The sequence below is a fragment of the Methanohalophilus mahii DSM 5219 genome (assembly GCF_000025865.1).
GTDB lineage: Archaea > Halobacteriota > Methanosarcinia > Methanosarcinales > Methanosarcinaceae > Methanohalophilus > Methanohalophilus mahii.
In genome coordinates this window covers 1,832,282-1,848,870 of record NC_014002.1, presented here as the reverse complement: position 1 = coordinate 1,848,870, position 16,589 = coordinate 1,832,282, and the positions used below count along the sequence as shown (strand labels likewise).

Genomic DNA, 16,589 nt, shown 5'->3' with positions numbered 1-16,589 from the left:
GCGTACATGTTATCTGCTTTATCTGTCTGACCAGAACTCTTCTTCATAATCATCTGGAAGATCAAGTTCCATTGCTTTGTCTATACTTTTCTTTTTTCCTTCTGTGAACATTTCTCTGGTTTTTTCTTCCCCGGCAGCCTTATCTCTTTCTGGTTGTGGTATTTCCTCTGTGGGTTCTCTGGAATCTACCGGTGGTTCTGTCCTGTTCTTTAGTTTTTGCTTCACACGTTGTGCATATTCATCCACTACAGATTCGGAACTCTTTCTCATTTTTGTGGTCTGATTATACCCAACGGAACAGTTTTCATCACCGGTACGCCAATCCACATGGTAGAGGTGACACTTTCTTTTCTTGCACACCTGGGTCCCATCAAGGGGACAGATTTCCGGTAAAGACATACATTACACTCCTCATATAGGTGAATATTAGAGGCTTTTAAGGGTATCGGCTATCAGAGGAGCTATCGATATAATGCTCTGTGGTTTTTCAAGGGTATCAGTGGATATTATCTCCTTGACACCAGCATTGTAAAGACGCACCACAGCATTGCGTGCAAGTACCGGGTGTATACAGGCAACATATATGTCTGCTGCACCCTGCTCTTTAAGCATACGGATGGATTCTGCCATGGTACCACCTGTTGCAATCATATCGTCCAGCAGTATCAGGTCCCTTCCGCTCACATCGATCTCCTTTTCAGCAATCGTTACACTTTCTCCGCTGTGTCTTGTTTTTTCCAGTTGCTCGTAGGGAATGCCTATGTCTGCAGATGCACTTTTTGCAAGTTCGAGGGCACCGGAATCCGGGGAGATTATGAGTGGATCGGTCAGGTTCAGGGAACGTATATGATTTCCAATCAAGTGTGAAGCGTCCAGGTCAAAGGAATCAGCATTGAAATGCTCAAGTATGCTTCTCTCATGTATGTTTACCGTGAAAACCCTGTCAGCATTAATTGTTCTGGCGATTGCGCGCGCACTTACGGGTTCTCCACGATTGAAGACTTTGTCCTGTCTGGAATATCCCATATAGGGTATCACAACGTTGATTGTTGGTGCTTCCTCGCAAGCATCTATTAATTGCAACAGGGCTACATAATCGCTATCTGTAGGTGTACTCTGTATGATAGTAACATCATCGATGCTGTCGTCCTTGATGCGGGTATATAGTTCCCCGTCAGGGAATCTTTTATAATCGCATATTGTGGGAGGCGTATTGAGTTGCTGTGCCACTTTAGAGGCAAGCAATTGGGAAGCTGGTCCGGCTATTATTTTCACATCATTCCCTCGCTTTTTTGATAATGGCTATGAATGTACTGGTGACTTATAAGAATTGGGTATCAGCTTTCTTTTGCTTTATGGATTACCTCAATATCAGTAATCCGGGTATGGGGATAGTTTCCGGTTTCATCCTTCTCAAGTGCCTTGACCATGTCCCATATTGCAAGGAGGGCACAGCTTACGCCTGTAATTGCTTCCATTTCCACGCCGGTCTGTCCTCTGGATTTGACCGATAGATCAACAGTAATTCTGTCTGTACATATCTCAAAATCCATGTCGATACCGGTTATCGGGATCTGGTGGCACATAGGAATGAGCTCCGGTGTCTTTTTGACAGCCATTATGGCTGCAATGCGGGCGGTGGCCAGTACATTGCCCTTTTCGATATCTCCCTTTTGTATTTCTTCAATAGTTTCTTTACAAAGGAATATACTGCCCCGGGCAAGAGCAGTGCGTTTCACTTGACTTTTTTCGGAAACGTCGACCATATGGACATGGCCATCTTTGATGTGAGTGAATTCTCCCACGGATTCGCCTCATTTAATCTATTCTGAGATTCTGGCGCTGCTCATAATCCTCAAGTTTTTCCCCTAGAGCTTTGTGTAGTGTCCGGGCTTCACCAACACTTAATTTGATGATTTCTTCATCTTCTCCGTGGCTGATTATAACTCGCAGCCTGTTCCTTTCAATATCCACTACAATATTCCTGTCTTTTGTGTGCGTCATTTAATTCACCTTTCATTGTTTCATAATGTCTGTAATATGTTCGATCACATCGGTTGCCAGTAATCCATACCCCTTTTTTGCAAAAGCAACATCTCCTGCCTCTCCATTTACAAATGCCCCGCAGCAAGCGGCATTAAACGCATCCGTGCGACAGAACAGGGCACCAACGATTCCCGCGAGCACATCTCCTGTGCCCCCAACAGACATACCGGCATTTCCGCTATCATTTTTTCTTATGTATCTGCCATCAGAAATTATATCGGTTTTTCCCTTAAGGACAGTTATAATTTTATTTTCCCGGGAAAAATCCTGTAACATTTTGGCTCTTGCAGGTAGTTCTTTTTCAACTTCCTTTCCTGTGAGCCTGGCTAATTCCCCGGAATGGGGCGTAAGTATCATTTCACAATTTTCAGGAGGGGGCAGTTGTAATTTATTGAGGGCATCTGCGTCCACAACAATCTTTTTGCATAGGGGCAGGATCTGGTGTACTGCCTGGCTTATTGCTTCTTCGTTACCCAGCCCCATCCCGATAACCACTACATCATGTGTATGAATAAGGTCTTTTAGGATTTCAATATCGTTTGTATGCAGAATGTCAGAGGATAATTTCCTGACAATGAGATTTGGGGAAAATGAGGCAATTGTATCCGACACATTTTCCGGGGTGGCAATGGTCACGATGTCTGCACCGGTGCGCAGGGCAGCCATTGCTGAAAGGGCCGGCGCTCCGGAGTATCTGCCTCCTCCGATTATAAGTACCCTGCCGGACTGTCCTTTATGTGAATCAACATGGCGTTTGAGCAGAGGTTCCAGATCCCCTCTGTTTACAGCATCTTCTGCATCCCCGCAAACGCCGATGTTGACAACTTCGACATCTCCGGTAAATTCGCCCTGGTTTTCGAGTCCTGTTTTCATTCTGTGAAATGTCAGGGTTGTATCTGCCATAACCGTATTCTCACTCTTTCCGGTAGCAGGATCAAGGCCTGAGGGAGTGTCTACTGCAACCACATAGGAGTTGCCGGTATTTATGGCATCTATCAATGTAGCTTCAGGTTCCCTGACAGGTCCCCGGATTCCCGTGCCAAGCAGCCCATCTACAATGACATCCGCTTCTTTGAACCATTGGAAAACATCGGATTGTGTGGAATCCGTAATTTCAGCCAGGTCATCAATACCACAATGTTTCAATAAATTGAAATTTTCCAATGCGTCATTTGTTCTTATGCCGGTTGCTTTTCCCGCCAGGACCACACTAACACTGATATTATCATAATAACTTAGATGGCGGGCGGCAACAAATGCATCGCCGCCATTATTTCCCCTTCCTGCCACGATCAATACATTGTTGTGAGCATCCAGGGATAACACTTTACGTGCAATTGCAGCTCCTGCATTTTCCATAAGCTGTATCCCTTTCAATCCCAGATGTGTGCAGTTTGTGTCTATGGCTTTCATTCTGTCAGGTGTAATTGATTGCATTATTTCCCCTGTTCTTTATTGTTCTTCTGAGTAAATGAAATTTCTGCTGTTTTACCCATTATTCACCGATTTGAGACGAAAACGTCTTAATAGTTAGGGATATTTCATCTTTTACAGGGAGGTATATTCTCATTCCCGCCACACCAAAAGAAAATGAACCTGAAAGGACACGTTTTAAGCCTACCTATCTGATACTCGGAAGTGGAAGTATTGGTTTTGCCACAGCAAAGGCATTGAGGGAATTAGGAAAAGACCTTATCATAGTGGATAAGGACCCGCAAAAAGTTGAAACTCTGCGTGAGGAAGCCTATGAGGCGATAGTGGGTGATATTTCTGAGATTGAAACTCTGCGTGGCCTTAAGACCAAAAAACTATCCGGTGTATTGATTGTCAGTTCAGACAATGAGGCCAATAAACAGGCTCTCAGGAATGTGAAAAAACATTTCCGTCCTTCTCTCTACTGTGTTGCAAGGGCATCAGATGTAATTAATCTGCAGGAAATGGAAGAAATTGGTGCGGATTTTGTGTTCATGCCATCCCGTATAGTATCAAAATCCCTTACAAGATCCCTTGAGCGTGCAGAATCTGTACGAATCGGTAACCAGCTTTCCCAGTGGTTCACCAAAAATACTGGCAAAACCCTTGCTGTAGTGGTTCATGACAACCCTGATCCCGATGCTATATCAGGTGCTCTGGCACTTAAACTCATGGCTGAAAATTATGGCTTAAGTCCCACGATTCTCTATAATGGTGAAATAGGTCATCAGGAGAACAAGGCATTTGTAAACCTGCTGGGTATCAATCTAGAGCATATGGAAGGTCGGGATATATCTGAATTCGATGAGATTGCTCTTGTCGATTGTGCGGTGGCCGGATCAAACAATATGCTTTCAGAAGGAACACACATTGGTGTGGTAATAGACCACCATCCTGTCGGTGATGCTGAAATAGATGCTGATTTTATTGATATTCGCCCCAATGTGGGGGCTTCTGCTACTATTATGACCAAGTACCTGCAGGAATTGAATATAGATATCAGCAGTGAAATTGCCACAGCTCTGCTGTACGGCATTCGTACCGATACGCTGGATTTTAAACGCAACACCGATCCCAATGATCTTTCAGCTGCTTCTTTCCTTTACCCGATGGCCGACCATGAAGTTCTGGATCAGCTTGAAAGGCCGTCTATGTCCATCGAAACCCTTGATGTGCTCGGCCAGGCTATCAAGAACCGGCAGGTAGTTGGTAGTTACCTGCTCTCCAATGTGGGAAACATCCGGGACAGGGATGCCCTTCCTCAGGCAGCCGATTACTTACTCAATCTTGAGGGTATATTTACCTCAATAGTATTTGGTGTAAGTGATGATGTTATCTATATTTCAGGACGCAGCAATGATATCCGTGTCAATTTGGGTACCATCCTGAAAAAGGCCTTTGGTGAGGGTTCTGCCGGTGGTCATTCCACAGCTGCAGGTGCACAGATCGCTCTGGGGGTTTTCAGTGATATAAAGGACCGTCAGACTTTACTGAAACTTGTGGATGAAGCAGTCGTTAAGAAATTCCTCAAGGCTGTTGGGGTAGAGGAAGTGGATGAATAAGATCTGAATGAAAGAAAAAGAATATCGCTCACTTATTTTGAAGGATCTGGAAAAGCAGGTCCTGGACTCTAGTTCTATATCTATTCATGATCTGGTCGTGGAAATAGCCTGTACCGGTTTCAGATGCAGTGGGTGTGGCAGGTGCTGCACGTTTTCCACAGGAGATAACAGCGTACTGCTAACCTATTTTGATATTGGCAACTTGAAAAAAAGTGGCAATATAGATACTATTGAACCGACGGTAGCAGAAGAAAATATGTTTCTGGCAGATACTGAAGGTAATGTACATACATTTGGTTGGAGGCTTAAAAGGAAAACAAATGGAGAGTGTGTCTTTCTGGGTGATGCCGGATGTACCATATATCCCTTCAGGCCCCTTCTCTGCAGGACCTACCCTTTCTATATCGCAGAAGGCAAGATGGAAATTTCTGAATGTGGTGGTAAGGGTGGTTTTTTACCCTTTTATCATGCGCGCAGGCTTGCAAATGAAGTGTTACAACGCTATATTATTGAACTTCGGGATACTCTGATGACCTATAGGCACTTTAATGAGGGATTATTATTTCTGGTATCCCGGCCTGCTGCTGATTATAAAATGATTGTACATGATAGCAGGGGTAAATGGAAACCCGATGAAATATGATTCTATCGATTGGTTTATTAATTATATCACACATTATTTTTGCTGATTATCATGTCTGCCAATGACTCTCATCCAATGACAATTTCAGAAAAGATATTTTCCCGGGCATCGGGCAAGGAAGTCAAAGCCGGGGACTTTGTCCTTGCTAATATTGACCTTGCAATGACCCATGACATCACCGGTCCACTGGCTGTAGATGGTTTCTATGAAATCATGAAAGGCAGGGAAGAGAAAAAAGTGTGGGATCCCAGCAAGATTGTAATCCTGTTTGACCATCAGGTTCCGGCCGATTCTCTCCATGCAGCAAAGAATCACATTATGCTGCGTGAGTTTGCAAAGGAACAGAATATTCTCAATTATGACGTTTATGAAGGGGTCTGTCATCAGGTGGTGCCGGAAAAGGGACATGTGAAACCCGGCGATTTAGTAGTAGGTTCGGATTCACATACATGTGCCTATGGTTCTCTGGGTGCTTTTTCCACCGGTGTTGGCTCGACTGATATGGCTGCTGTGCTTGCTTCAGGCAAACTCTGGTTCCGCGTTCCCCAGACCATTCGTTTTGAGGTTGAAGGAAAACTACCCGAGAGGGTTTATTCCAAGGACCTCATCCTACACCTGATAGGCGATGTGGGTGTTGAGGGTGCAAGATACATGGCTGCCGAATATGCAGGCTCGACAGTACGTTCCCTTTCTATCTCCGAAAGGATGACCATGTCCAATATGGCTATAGAGATGGGAGGAAAGGCAGGTATAATCGAACCGGATGTTGTTACCGAAAAATATCTTCAGGAAAGGATTCCCGGATATAAGCTTGATCCATATTGGGCTTCCGATGGCGGTGCAGACTATCTGGATGTCCGTCACTACGATGTATCGAACCTGGAGCCACAGCTTGCCTGTCCTCACAATGTTGATAATGTAAAGCCCGTTTCCGAAGTAGAAGGAACAAAAGTGGATCAGGTATTTGTGGGCTCCTGTACCAACGGCAGGTTCGAAGACCTTGAAATTGTTGCCAATATGATGGGTGATGAACCTGTTGCAGAGGGTGTAAGGCTTCTGATCATCCCTGCTTCAAGGACTGAATACATGAAAGCCCTCAGGGCCGGCTATATAGAACAGTTCATGGAAGCCGGTGCAATTGTGGAGTCTGCATGTTGTGGACCGTGCATGGGTGGCTCGTTTGGTCTTCTGGGTGACGGTGAAGTTGGACTGGCAACTTCCAACAGGAATTTCCGTGGCAGGGAAGGAAGTGCTGAATCCTTTGTATATCTGGGTTCCCCTGCTACAGCCGCAGCTGCTGCATTGACAGGTGAAATAACCGATCCAAGAAAAATATAAGTAAGCAGTAGACGGGAGACCACAAAAAATATATTTGCCAATGTTAATTGGATGATAAGACGTTGGCTGAAAAGCTAAAAAGGTATCCCGTCATATTGGTTTTTCTTCCAACGTCATCCTATTTATTTTCTGAAAAGATATTTTATGACGTCTATCGGGCTCAGTATCCCAATTGGCCTGTAGGACGCACCGACTTTATCCTCTGACATTACTATCAGGCGATGTATGTGTTTTTCAGCCATCTGTTTTGCCGCATCCTTTAGTTTCATACCCGGATTCACGGTTTCAACAGATGATGCCATAAGGTCCTCTATTGAAGCAATCTCCCAGTTTTTGTCTCCGAGTCTGGAGAGAATATCCATTTCGGAAACAAATCCAAAGGTTTCACCATTTTCGTCAACTGCTACAACAGCAGAAACATCACGATTTGCCATTGTTTCTGCAACCTCTGCTGCGGTTGCATCCATTGGCACTGTAACCACTCCTCTGCTCATTGCATCTTTTACCTGCATATTTTCCCCTATCATTTTTCTGACTCCTTGGAAAGGTATCATTTACCTCTTCCTCATTTAATTTATTTTTTGCAAGCATATATAGGCATTGGCTGTTTAAGGAGGGAAAATCATATAATACCATATATCCTTTGGAAAACTTGTATTCCTTTCTTCAGGGAGTGATTATCAATGAGTTCAATTTCAGTTCTAGAAGATGTATATGATGTTATAGAAGATCGCAAAGAAAACGCAGTTGAGGGTTCTTATGTATGTTCTCTCCTGAAACACAACAAGGGAATGGATAAGATTCTGGAAAAAATAGGCGAAGAGTCCACCGAAGTAATCCTTGCAGCAAAAAATGGACAGAAGGACAGGATTATTGAGGAATCCTGCGATTTGTTTTTCCACATGCTGGTCATGCTTTCAGCCAACAATATTACCCTGGATGAGATATCTGCTGAGATGAAAGGCAGACGGCACTGACATCTCAGTAAACGGCAAGTTCGTGGAGTACATCGGTTTTTGATAACAGGCCTGCTGGCTCGTCGTTGAGTGTTACCACAAGTCTTCCGATATCGTACTTATTGAAAATCTGGACTGCATCACTGAGAGAAGAATTTCCGTTAATGGTGATCAGTTCCTTTGTCATAATGTCTTTGACTTTAAGGGTCATTTTTCCGCTCGCAAGAGCTTCTCCGATGTCTGTGAACGTCACAATCCCGACCATCTTACCGTTATCTTCCACAGGTGCACCATGTATATTGTTGCTTACCAGTATACGAGCAGCCTCCTGGATGGTTGAATTAACACTCACATAAATTGGCTGGTGAGTTATGTAATGTTTGACGGATTTTTTGGGTAGTGAAACCATTTCGTTTATTGAGAAAAGAAGGGAATTTTCAGTATCATCCCTGCCTACAATTTCCCCGCGGACTGTCAGCCTGTTTACAGGTGTCGGGCCTACCTGTACCTGATCTCCTTCGAGGAAATTGCGTACATTGCCTATTACTTTGATTCTGCCATTGCAAAGTTCGGGATGCCTGACAGTTGTGAATATAATCTCAGCAGCTGTAGCTCCCTGTACAAGTTCCCCGTTACGATAGATGGGCACAATTGCTTCATGTTCCATGGATGTGACACAAAGAGCTTCATAGGCGGTACCTGTGGCACGGTACCCTCCTTTTGGACCAGGTACTCCTTCTACGAGTCCGAGCATTTTCAGAGACTGCATCTGGTTGCGGACAGTTCCTGGATTACGGTCAATCAGATCGGCGATCTCTTCCCCTTTAACAGCCGAATCTTTCTGACGTTGTAAGTTTATCAATGCAATTAGTATTTCTTTCTGAATTGGAGTAAGTTCCATGATGACCACCGTTTTATAATAAGAAATAATCAAAAGCTGTATTTATAAATAGTGTTTTTGCAGAATAAAGACTATATATCTTACTTGTGTTTGTCGCAATCGGAAGGTAATCACATCATGATATTTGAGAAGATTAGTACAGTACCTACAGAAGATGAACTTGTGGACAAGGCTTTCAGGCGGGCCAGTCGTGCAAATGCAGGTAAGGAGAGAAAAGGTAGGGAGGCTGCTCTGAAAGCAGATGAATCAATGGTACTTACTGCAGGTAACATCCTGACTGATAATCTCTCCAACATTGTGAGGAGGTTTCCCAGTTTTGAAACCATCCCTCCTTTTTATTATGAACTGGCCCAGATTCTTGTGGATGTCGACAGGATGAGGCAATCCTTATCGCGGCTTGACTGGGCATCCTATAAGATCCATGATCTCTCCAGGGAATATGTCCAGAAAATGAGGGGTGCCTCTTCATCACCACAGGTGAGAAAAGAAGCTTTTGGCAGGATGGCTTCTGTCATTTCATCCATAAAGAAGGACCTTTTATATCTGAATGAAGCCCGAAACAAGCTTCGCAAGTTGCCGGATGTGAGGGAAGAACCCACAATAGTTGTGGCCGGGTATCCCAATGTGGGTAAGTCGAGTTTTGTGGCTGCTGTCACCGATGCAAGACCGGAGGTTGCTTCGTATCCCTTTACAACCAAGGGTGTTACGATTGGTCACTTTATGCGAGGGTATAACCGCTATCAGGTAATTGACACTCCCGGTCTGCTCGATCGCCCGATGTCGGATCGCAACGAAGTGGAAATGCAGGCTATTACTGCTCTGAAATATCTTGATGCAGTGGTAATTTTCATCCTTGATCCCAGTGAAACCTGTGGCTATGAAATATCCCAGCAGGTAAAATTGCTTGATGATGTACGGAATAATTTTGGATTGCCTGTGCTGGTAGCTGCAAATAAATTGGATCTTTTTGAAAACAATACGGTTAAAGTGGATATTGAAATGTCCACACTCTCCGGTGAAGGAATAGATGAGGCGCTTTCATTGTTACTCGAGCGCCTGGAAGAATAATTTAAAGTGTCTCTTTCATAATTTCCATTGCTTTTTTTATGTTTTGCATGGAGGTGGCATATGATATTCGCATATGCCCTGTACCACCTTCGCCGAATGCTTCACCCGGCACAACCACCACTCCTTTTGAGATAAGTTGCTGGGCGTATTCAGGTTCGACTTCGGGGAATGCATAAAATGCACCCGCGGGCTTGTGGCATTTGATACCCATATCATTGAGCCCTTCTAGGAGAACATCCCTGCGCTTTTTGAATTCTTCGCGCATATGTACAACCGGGTCAAGTGGTCCCTGAATGGCCTCAAGGGCAGCCCTCTGGGATATGGAACATGCACATGCCTGTACATATTGATGAACTTTTAACATTTGCTGGATATATTCTGAAGAAGCGGTTACGTATCCCAGTCTCCAGCCGGTCATCGCATAGGTCTTTGAAGTTGCATTCACGGTAATTACATTATCAGAATACCGGGCAGGACTGACATGTTCTCCTTCATAGATGAAATGTTCATAGACCTCATCAGAAATCAGTGCCAGGTTGTAATCATCTGCAATCTCGGCAAAACCTTTCATGTCCTTTTCCGTCTGGACCGCTCCTGTGGGGTTGGAGGGGGAATTCACGATAAAAGCTTTGGTTTTTGATGTGATCTTTTCCATCACATCTTCAGGTTGCATTCTCAGGTCATCGGACAGGGGCACACCGATACTTTTCCCTCCCATGATTCCTGTAAGGGATGAATATGATACGAAACCAGGATCTGCAAGAAGAACTTCATCACCCTGGTTTACCAATGATGCAAGTGCGATTTCCAGGCCCTCTGAGGCACCGGATGTTACGATTATATCATCTGGTGTGGTTGCAATTGAATTTTCTTCCCGGAACTTTTTGCTCAGTGCCTCCCTGAGTTCTATGGTGCCGGGTCCAAGGGTATAGCCTGTAAATCCTTCGTTTATGGCATCGATTGCACCCTTTTTGACATGTTCGGGTGTGTCGAAATCCGGCTGGCCCAATCCCAGATTGATGGCATCCGATCCGGCCGCTTCGAATATCTTGCGGATGCCGGATATATCAATTTCATGTACTCTCTGCGAGAATTTCCCGGCAAACATGTTTCACTCCAGTTTGGTGTGGCGCGATTTAAGGTCAGCTTCTGATGCACCTGTGATAAAGATCAATTCTGCAACAAGGGCATCAAGGAATACAAGGGAAGAAATTTCAAAAGAGGTGCCCAGGGGTGTGAGGTGGGAATATTCTCCTCTCATATGTCTTTCAAGGTAGCCACCGGCATCTTCCTTGCTGCGTCCATGTATTTCCAGGGTTGCATCTGATATATGGCCAAGTGTGGAATCCCTGTTGGAGGTTACTGTTATCAGGGTTGCTCCTATATCCTTTGCAATTCTTCCCAGGTCGGATACTGAACGTGTTTCACCTGATCCGGATATGGCAATTACTACATCGTTTTTGTGTACCGCAGGGGTTGTGGATTCTCCTACGACATAACTTTTAAATCCCAGGTGCATAAGGCGCATGGCAAAAGCTTTCCCAACAAGGCCGGATCTCCCCGCTCCCATTATAAAAATGGAATCTGCATCCATTATATACTCAATGGTTTTTTTGATACTTTCCTTGTCAAGCCTCTGTGCTATGTTCTTTATGTGGTCGGCCATCAATTCCATGGATAATGTGAGGTGTTCACATTCATTACAGGTATTCATATTCCTTATTTCTCCTGTTTTTCTTTACTGTTATCCTTGTAATTTATGTTTTTTACTTTCCAGTCATCAATTTCTTTGAGATTCTCTGTTAATCGGGTGATGTCGGAATCGTCCCCGTTCCAGTATATATCTATTTTTACATCTCTCTGCTGCAATTTTCTGACGATATGTTCTGCAAAAAAGAAAAGGGCTTTTTTGTTATAGAAGGGGATGTGGAATGTAGCTCTGTAACCACCTTCACATTTAGCATAGGATACCAATATATAGCCGTGACTTTCATATTCTGTTATTTTCTCAAAAGGACAAACGATCTCCACTTCATGGACAGCGGATTTATCAATCCGGGAAATAGAAATAAGGATTCTCCCAACCACTACTTCAGGAGTCTGCCTGCCAAACCACACCGATATTTTTCCATAGGTACAAATGACATTGACGTCATCTCTTCCCATTTCATAAGATGAAATGGATTGGTTGATGGTATTTCCCTTTATGTCTCTTTCTATGGATTCCATAGTTTAAACAACGCTTATCTGTTTGAGGAAACCAATGCTGTAATCATATCCCTGTCTTTCTTAAGGGTCTTGAGCTGATCGGCCGGACCAATAAGGGTCAGTCTGCCTTTTGGACCTTTGTTGAAAAGTTTTCCCAAAAAAGACTTTGTTTCATGGGCTGGATATGTCTCCATTTCGATACCTGAGAATTCATCAGGTGCTATTTGTGTCATTGTCATCTCGATAAGGTTGGCTTCCTCTTCAGGACTGAGTCCTCTTTCAAGTACAAGGATTTTGCCGTTTTTGACTTCATCAATGATGAAACGAACCTTTTCCACAGGGCTCATCCTTGCAAGACGATCCTCTGAAAGTAAATCCATTTGAATACCCTGCATTTCAAATCACCCAAATCTCTTTGCAATTTCCTCATAAAGAGTATCAATGTTCTTTCCTTCAAGGGCAGATATGGCAACGAGTGGATGCTGGGGGAACGCTTCCCTTATTGTTGAAGGCGATGAATCTTCACGATCGATCTTGTTGGCAGCGATTAAGAGCGGAAGACCACGAGCTTCCATATTTCCTATGACAGTGACATTTACCTGTGTAAACGGGTCCTCGGTTGCATCCATTACAAGGATTATACCGTCAAGGTTTTCCAGCCATTTGACCGCTTCAATAACTCCTTCGGTGGCTTCTTTTGCTCTGCGTTTAGATTCTGCTTCACTCATCCCCTGCTCCATGAATTCATGGAAATCTATCTTTGTGGCAAGACCGGGAGTATCTATAATATCAAGTGACAGTGAATTACCATTGCCTTTGATAGTTACTCCTTCTCTCCTCCTGGCACGACGTGTTTCGTGTGCGACATTGGATACTGATCCCATAGCATCTCCTGTCCAGTCACGAAGTATGCGGTTTGCAAGGGTGGTCTTGCCTGCATTTGGGGGTCCATAAATGCCAATCCTTGCACTTTTTTTATTGAGCATTTTCTTCAGGAAACCTGTGAAGTTTCTTTTCAATGATCTTATTACTCCCATCTATTTCCTCCATTTATAATGTGGGAATTGTCCTCTTGGTTTCTGATATTATCATTATATAAATAAGCGTCTGTTTTTCAATTCAGGCACTTTCCTCTGTAGTGGCGATGGACATATTTATAGCAGTCTCAGCAATATTTGTCCCATATTCTGCTGTCCTCTCTATACTATCGGCCACGGTTCCCAGCCCGACCACAGTCCCTACATCTTTTAGTTTCATAAAGGATGCATTGAGTTTGTCAATATCGGTTTTTATGTGCTGTATGTTATCAATGGTTTTATTCGCCAGTTTCACATCACAACCATAAAGGGCATCAATTGCCGCTTCCACAGTGCTGCGTGCATCCTCGCTCGCCTTTTCTATAGGTTCCATTATTTCTTCGGGAACAGGCCCTTGCAGTTTTCTGGTAACTCCTGCGATTCTGTGGGCATGGTCTGCAATCCTTTCCAGGGAACTTGCAACAAGTCGGAAATCATGATATTCATCAATGGATGTCTCTGTGGTATCGGCAAGACGTGTACCTCTGAACAGGGAGCGGAACTGCTTTGAGATAAGCAAAAACAATCTGTCCACTTCATCATCCCTGAGCATTACATCAAGTGCAAGGTCTTTTTCACCGGTCCTGAGGGACTGGATGGCGTCCTTGTGCATAGAAGTGGAAATAAGGTACATCCTGCGGATACTTTTTTTGATGGAAACTTCTTCAGGGTTGAGTAAATCCTGTATGAGGACACTTTTGGAAGTTTCCTCGATGATTTCAGGGCCGATCAATTTGTGGCAAACTTCACGTATTATTTTTTTCTGTTCGGCAAGTATTCTTGGGGAAACAAGTTCGATAAGATCATAACCGGCAACATAGGCGGCAATTATGTTACGTATCAGGCCTTCTCCCTTGTAATTGGTGATTTCCATCTTACGTTTTTTGGGTTTTGTTGTGGTATCCAGAGTGGCTATATTAAGGGACCCATCAGGTTGGTTTCTGACGGATACTCTGGAGCCGGCTTCAACTCCCATTCTCTGTGCCCAGGGTTTTGGGAGGGAGATAATGTATGTAGAACCTCCGGTTTGCTGTACTTTTCTTGTTTCTATATCCATCCCTCTATTTATTCGTCATCACTATATATGCGTATATAGATGGATTCATTGTATATATGTCCATCGTATATATTTTTCATTCAATAGATTCTCTGTACCCGTATTTTCCAATAAGAGGTACAAAAATGACGCTGCCAAGGTTTCCCTCTGTGAAAGTCCCGCCATCAAGTTTGTGGACAAGAATCAGGTTTTGCATGTATTTGCCAACAGGAATAACCATGATTCCGCCAGCTGAAAGTTGCTCTTTGAGAGGTTGAGGAATTGATGGAGCTGCAGAGGTTACGCATATACGTTCATATGGGGCCTGTGGGGGATAACCGAGGGTGCCGTCGCCTTCGATGACCGTAACATTTGCGTAACCCGCGTTTTTAAGGTTAATTTCGGCAAACTGCTTTAAAAAAGAGATTCTTTCAATGCTGTATATATGCCCCTCTTTGCCTACCATTTCGGCCATCACAGCAGCATTGTATCCGGAACCGGCCCCGATTTCAAGTATCTTCATGCCTTTCTCTATATTCAGGACATCACACATTATGGCTACCATATGTGGTGCTGAAATCGTTTGCCTGTTCCCTATGGGTAAGGGGGAGTCAATATATGCAGAATTCTTAAGATCTTCGGAAACAAAAAGGTGCCTGGGAACTTTCCCCATAGCTTCAAGCACCTGATTTCCGATTCCTTCTTCTCTGATCTGTTTTACCAGTTCCTTACGTTTCTCTTCATACTCCAAGCGGTCCTGCCCCCTCCCCATCCTTTCTTATAGGCCACCCTGCCGAAGATTCTTTTTATATATTTGGCCTCAACTTTGTCTCCCCTTTTAAACCTGAATTTTCCCCCACGTATCTTTATTCTTGTGATCCTGAAGCGTTCTCCTCCCGCTTCGTATTCCAGGCCGACTTCAAATAGTTCTTCTCCTGATACTCTTTTTGTGTAGGGGTTGGTATTTCCTATGGATTGTACGGATATTTTTACATCGACTTCATCAATTGCACGTGCCCAGATGGTTTCAACATCTGCAATCTTTGCGTATTCTTCACGTTTTGTGGGTGTTTCGATGGAAGTGATCTGTATGGGATATACGTCTTCACCGTTTTGGTCTTCCACAACCAATTCTTCGTTTGTTGTGACAACCTGTGTCTCTTCAAAAAGTGCATTTGTCTTGAAAGATTCATCCCCTCTACTGATAATTATTCTTACCGGGATGGTCTTCTCTGTCTCTATCTCTGTGGGATGTACATCACCGCAAATCTGGCACCGGACAAGCATATTCTGTCCATCCTTCAGTATGTCGTGCCACACGAATTCCTGTGGTGAGCATGCAGGGCATGTGGTCTCGATCTCTTCACTCATAATCGCCAGTTAGGTTTGAGGGTATATATCTAATTGATGCTTATTGGATATTGCCGGCTGCATGGGCGGCTATGAATTCCCTCAGTAGTTTTGCACCGAGTAGGGATGTCTGTCCCCTGTCATAGTCCGGAGCAATTTCCATAATATCAAAACCAACTGTGTGTGGGGCAAAAGCATGTATCAGGTCCCTGACCTGCCAGGGATCAAGACCAAAGGGTTCAGGAGTACCTGTTGCCGGGGCATAAGCAGGGTCCAGACAGTCCATGTCCAGGGAAAGGTAGAACTGTGAGGTTCCTATTTCTTTCATAACCTTTGTAGCAAGTTTTTTGGCAGAGTATTCTTTTACATTTTCCGGAGTGTAATAGGATATGTTATTATCTTTTGCAAAATCCCATTCTTCCCGGGGTCCGCTTCTTGTTCCAATGCATGCATACCTGTCGGTGGCCTCTTCTAAGATATGCCGGCTGACGCACGCATGGTTGTTTTTCACTCCACCAAACTCTTCCCGCAGGTCAAAATGTGCATCCAATACGATCACACCAATGTTATCAGTGTCTTTTGCACAGGCTTTAACAGTGGAAAGGGTAAGGGAGTGTTCCCCGCCCATCATTATAGGAATCTTTTTATTTTTTACTATGTCTCTGGTATCATAGTAAAGGTCCCTGAGAGTTTCATCAACGGAAGAATAAACTTCAAGATTGCCTGCATCATGAATCGGGATGGATGCAAGGTCAATATCAAAAAAAGAATTGTAACTTTCAAAATTTTCAGATGCCTGTCTCATAGCGTCCGGAGCCCTGCGGCTTCCCGGCCTGTAAGAGGAAGTCCCGTCAAAAGGGACTCCGAATATAACATATTTTGCAGCCCCGTAATCCCGCAGGGCATCCATCATAAGGGGCTGGTAGAACATT

21 protein-coding genes are annotated in these 16,589 nt (G+C 44.0%); 5 read left to right on the top strand and 16 right to left on the bottom strand.

What is annotated here, in order from left to right:
• Window positions 1-18: 18 nt before the first annotated feature.
• The 5 genes from MMAH_RS09400 to MMAH_RS09380 form a co-directional block, all read right to left on the bottom strand.
• Complete coding sequence (locus MMAH_RS09400) at window positions 19-399, bottom strand: hypothetical protein (protein WP_013038319.1); 381 nt, start codon at window positions 397-399, stop codon at window positions 19-21.
• A gap of 27 nt (window positions 400-426) precedes the next feature.
• Window positions 427-1,275, bottom strand: a complete 849-nt coding sequence (locus MMAH_RS09395) for a ribose-phosphate diphosphokinase (RefSeq protein ID WP_013038318.1) — start codon at window positions 1,273-1,275, stop codon at window positions 427-429.
• 62 nt (window positions 1,276-1,337) lie between these two features.
• Window positions 1,338-1,805, bottom strand: coding sequence for a cyclic pyranopterin monophosphate synthase MoaC (gene moaC, locus MMAH_RS09390; RefSeq protein ID WP_013038317.1), 468 nt, complete (start codon window positions 1,803-1,805; stop codon window positions 1,338-1,340).
• A gap of 13 nt (window positions 1,806-1,818) precedes the next feature.
• Window positions 1,819-2,004, bottom strand: a complete 186-nt coding sequence (locus MMAH_RS09385) for a hypothetical protein (protein WP_013038316.1) — start codon at window positions 2,002-2,004, stop codon at window positions 1,819-1,821.
• A gap of 12 nt (window positions 2,005-2,016) precedes the next feature.
• A complete protein-coding gene (locus MMAH_RS09380) occupies window positions 2,017-3,483 on the bottom strand; it encodes a bifunctional ADP-dependent NAD(P)H-hydrate dehydratase/NAD(P)H-hydrate epimerase (protein ID WP_013038315.1) in 1,467 nt (488 codons plus the stop codon).
• 188 nt (window positions 3,484-3,671) lie between these two features.
• Here MMAH_RS09380 and MMAH_RS09375 point away from each other — a divergent pair, with 188 nt between their 5' ends.
• Genes MMAH_RS09375 through MMAH_RS09365 form a run of 3 tightly spaced genes read left to right on the top strand, consistent with a single transcriptional unit; the run spans window position 3,672 to window position 7,062 of the window.
• Window positions 3,672-5,081 (top strand): DHH family phosphoesterase, encoded by a 1,410-nt coding sequence (locus tag MMAH_RS09375; RefSeq protein WP_394295766.1) that lies wholly within the window; start codon window positions 3,672-3,674, stop codon window positions 5,079-5,081.
• Between the two features lie 7 nt (window positions 5,082-5,088).
• Window positions 5,089-5,724 carry a YkgJ family cysteine cluster protein gene (locus MMAH_RS09370; RefSeq protein ID WP_013038313.1) on the top strand — a complete coding sequence of 212 codons (636 nt, stop codon included), beginning with the start codon at window positions 5,089-5,091 and terminating at the stop codon, window positions 5,722-5,724.
• Between the two features lie 51 nt (window positions 5,725-5,775).
• The gene (locus MMAH_RS09365; protein WP_013038312.1) at window positions 5,776-7,062 is read left to right on the top strand and encodes a 3-isopropylmalate dehydratase large subunit; all 1,287 of its coding nucleotides are present in this window, start codon (window positions 5,776-5,778) and stop codon (window positions 7,060-7,062) included.
• A gap of 122 nt (window positions 7,063-7,184) precedes the next feature.
• On the opposite strand, the gene MMAH_RS09360 is transcribed toward MMAH_RS09365, so the two are convergent.
• On the bottom strand, window positions 7,185-7,574 hold the full coding sequence (locus MMAH_RS09360; protein WP_245526223.1) for a CBS domain-containing protein: 390 nt from the start codon (window positions 7,572-7,574) through the stop codon (window positions 7,185-7,187).
• A gap of 171 nt (window positions 7,575-7,745) precedes the next feature.
• Between MMAH_RS09360 and MMAH_RS09355 the strand changes: the two genes are divergently transcribed.
• The gene (locus tag MMAH_RS09355; protein WP_013038310.1) at window positions 7,746-8,039 is read left to right on the top strand and encodes a phosphoribosyl-ATP diphosphatase; all 294 of its coding nucleotides are present in this window, start codon (window positions 7,746-7,748) and stop codon (window positions 8,037-8,039) included.
• A gap of 4 nt (window positions 8,040-8,043) precedes the next feature.
• Here MMAH_RS09355 and MMAH_RS09350 read toward each other — a convergent pair whose 3' ends face one another.
• The gene (locus MMAH_RS09350; protein WP_013038309.1) at window positions 8,044-8,919 is read right to left on the bottom strand and encodes a CBS domain-containing protein; all 876 of its coding nucleotides are present in this window, start codon (window positions 8,917-8,919) and stop codon (window positions 8,044-8,046) included.
• Window positions 8,920-9,036: 117 nt separating this feature from the next.
• On the opposite strand from MMAH_RS09350, the gene MMAH_RS09345 reads away from it, so the two are divergent.
• Window positions 9,037-9,987 carry an NOG1 family protein gene (locus MMAH_RS09345; protein WP_013038308.1) on the top strand — a complete coding sequence of 317 codons (951 nt, stop codon included), beginning with the start codon at window positions 9,037-9,039 and terminating at the stop codon, window positions 9,985-9,987.
• 1 nt (window position 9,988) lies between these two features.
• On the opposite strand, the gene MMAH_RS09340 is transcribed toward MMAH_RS09345, so the two are convergent.
• From MMAH_RS09340 to speB, 9 genes are all read right to left on the bottom strand, one after another.
• Complete coding sequence (locus tag MMAH_RS09340; RefSeq protein WP_013038307.1) at window positions 9,989-11,095, bottom strand: pyridoxal phosphate-dependent aminotransferase; 1,107 nt, start codon at window positions 11,093-11,095, stop codon at window positions 9,989-9,991.
• A 3-nt stretch (window positions 11,096-11,098) separates the two neighbouring features.
• Window positions 11,099-11,701 carry a 6-phospho-3-hexuloisomerase gene (gene hxlB / locus MMAH_RS09335; RefSeq protein WP_013038306.1) on the bottom strand — a complete coding sequence of 201 codons (603 nt, stop codon included), beginning with the start codon at window positions 11,699-11,701 and terminating at the stop codon, window positions 11,099-11,101.
• Between the two features lie 5 nt (window positions 11,702-11,706).
• Window positions 11,707-12,216, bottom strand: coding sequence for a hypothetical protein (locus tag MMAH_RS09330; RefSeq protein ID WP_013038305.1), 510 nt, complete (start codon window positions 12,214-12,216; stop codon window positions 11,707-11,709).
• A 14-nt stretch (window positions 12,217-12,230) separates the two neighbouring features.
• Complete coding sequence (locus MMAH_RS09325) at window positions 12,231-12,590, bottom strand: DUF2073 domain-containing protein (RefSeq protein ID WP_048902195.1); 360 nt, start codon at window positions 12,588-12,590, stop codon at window positions 12,231-12,233.
• A gap of 6 nt (window positions 12,591-12,596) precedes the next feature.
• On the bottom strand, window positions 12,597-13,232 hold the full coding sequence (locus tag MMAH_RS09320) for an Era-like GTP-binding protein (RefSeq protein WP_013038303.1): 636 nt from the start codon (window positions 13,230-13,232) through the stop codon (window positions 12,597-12,599).
• Window positions 13,233-13,314: 82 nt separating this feature from the next.
• A complete protein-coding gene (locus MMAH_RS09315; protein WP_013038302.1) occupies window positions 13,315-14,328 on the bottom strand; it encodes a phosphate uptake regulator PhoU in 1,014 nt (337 codons plus the stop codon).
• Window positions 14,329-14,404: 76 nt separating this feature from the next.
• A complete protein-coding gene (locus MMAH_RS09310; protein WP_013038301.1) occupies window positions 14,405-15,058 on the bottom strand; it encodes a protein-L-isoaspartate O-methyltransferase in 654 nt (217 codons plus the stop codon).
• Window positions 15,025-15,678: an HVO_0476 family zinc finger protein gene (locus MMAH_RS09305; protein WP_013038300.1), complete on the bottom strand. Its 654-nt coding sequence runs from the start codon at window positions 15,676-15,678 to the stop codon at window positions 15,025-15,027. The genes MMAH_RS09310 and MMAH_RS09305 overlap by 34 nt, the downstream gene beginning before the upstream one ends.
• A 40-nt stretch (window positions 15,679-15,718) precedes the next feature.
• Complete coding sequence (speB, locus tag MMAH_RS09300) at window positions 15,719-16,588, bottom strand: agmatinase (protein WP_013038299.1); 870 nt, start codon at window positions 16,586-16,588, stop codon at window positions 15,719-15,721.
• Window position 16,589 lies beyond the last annotated feature (1 nt).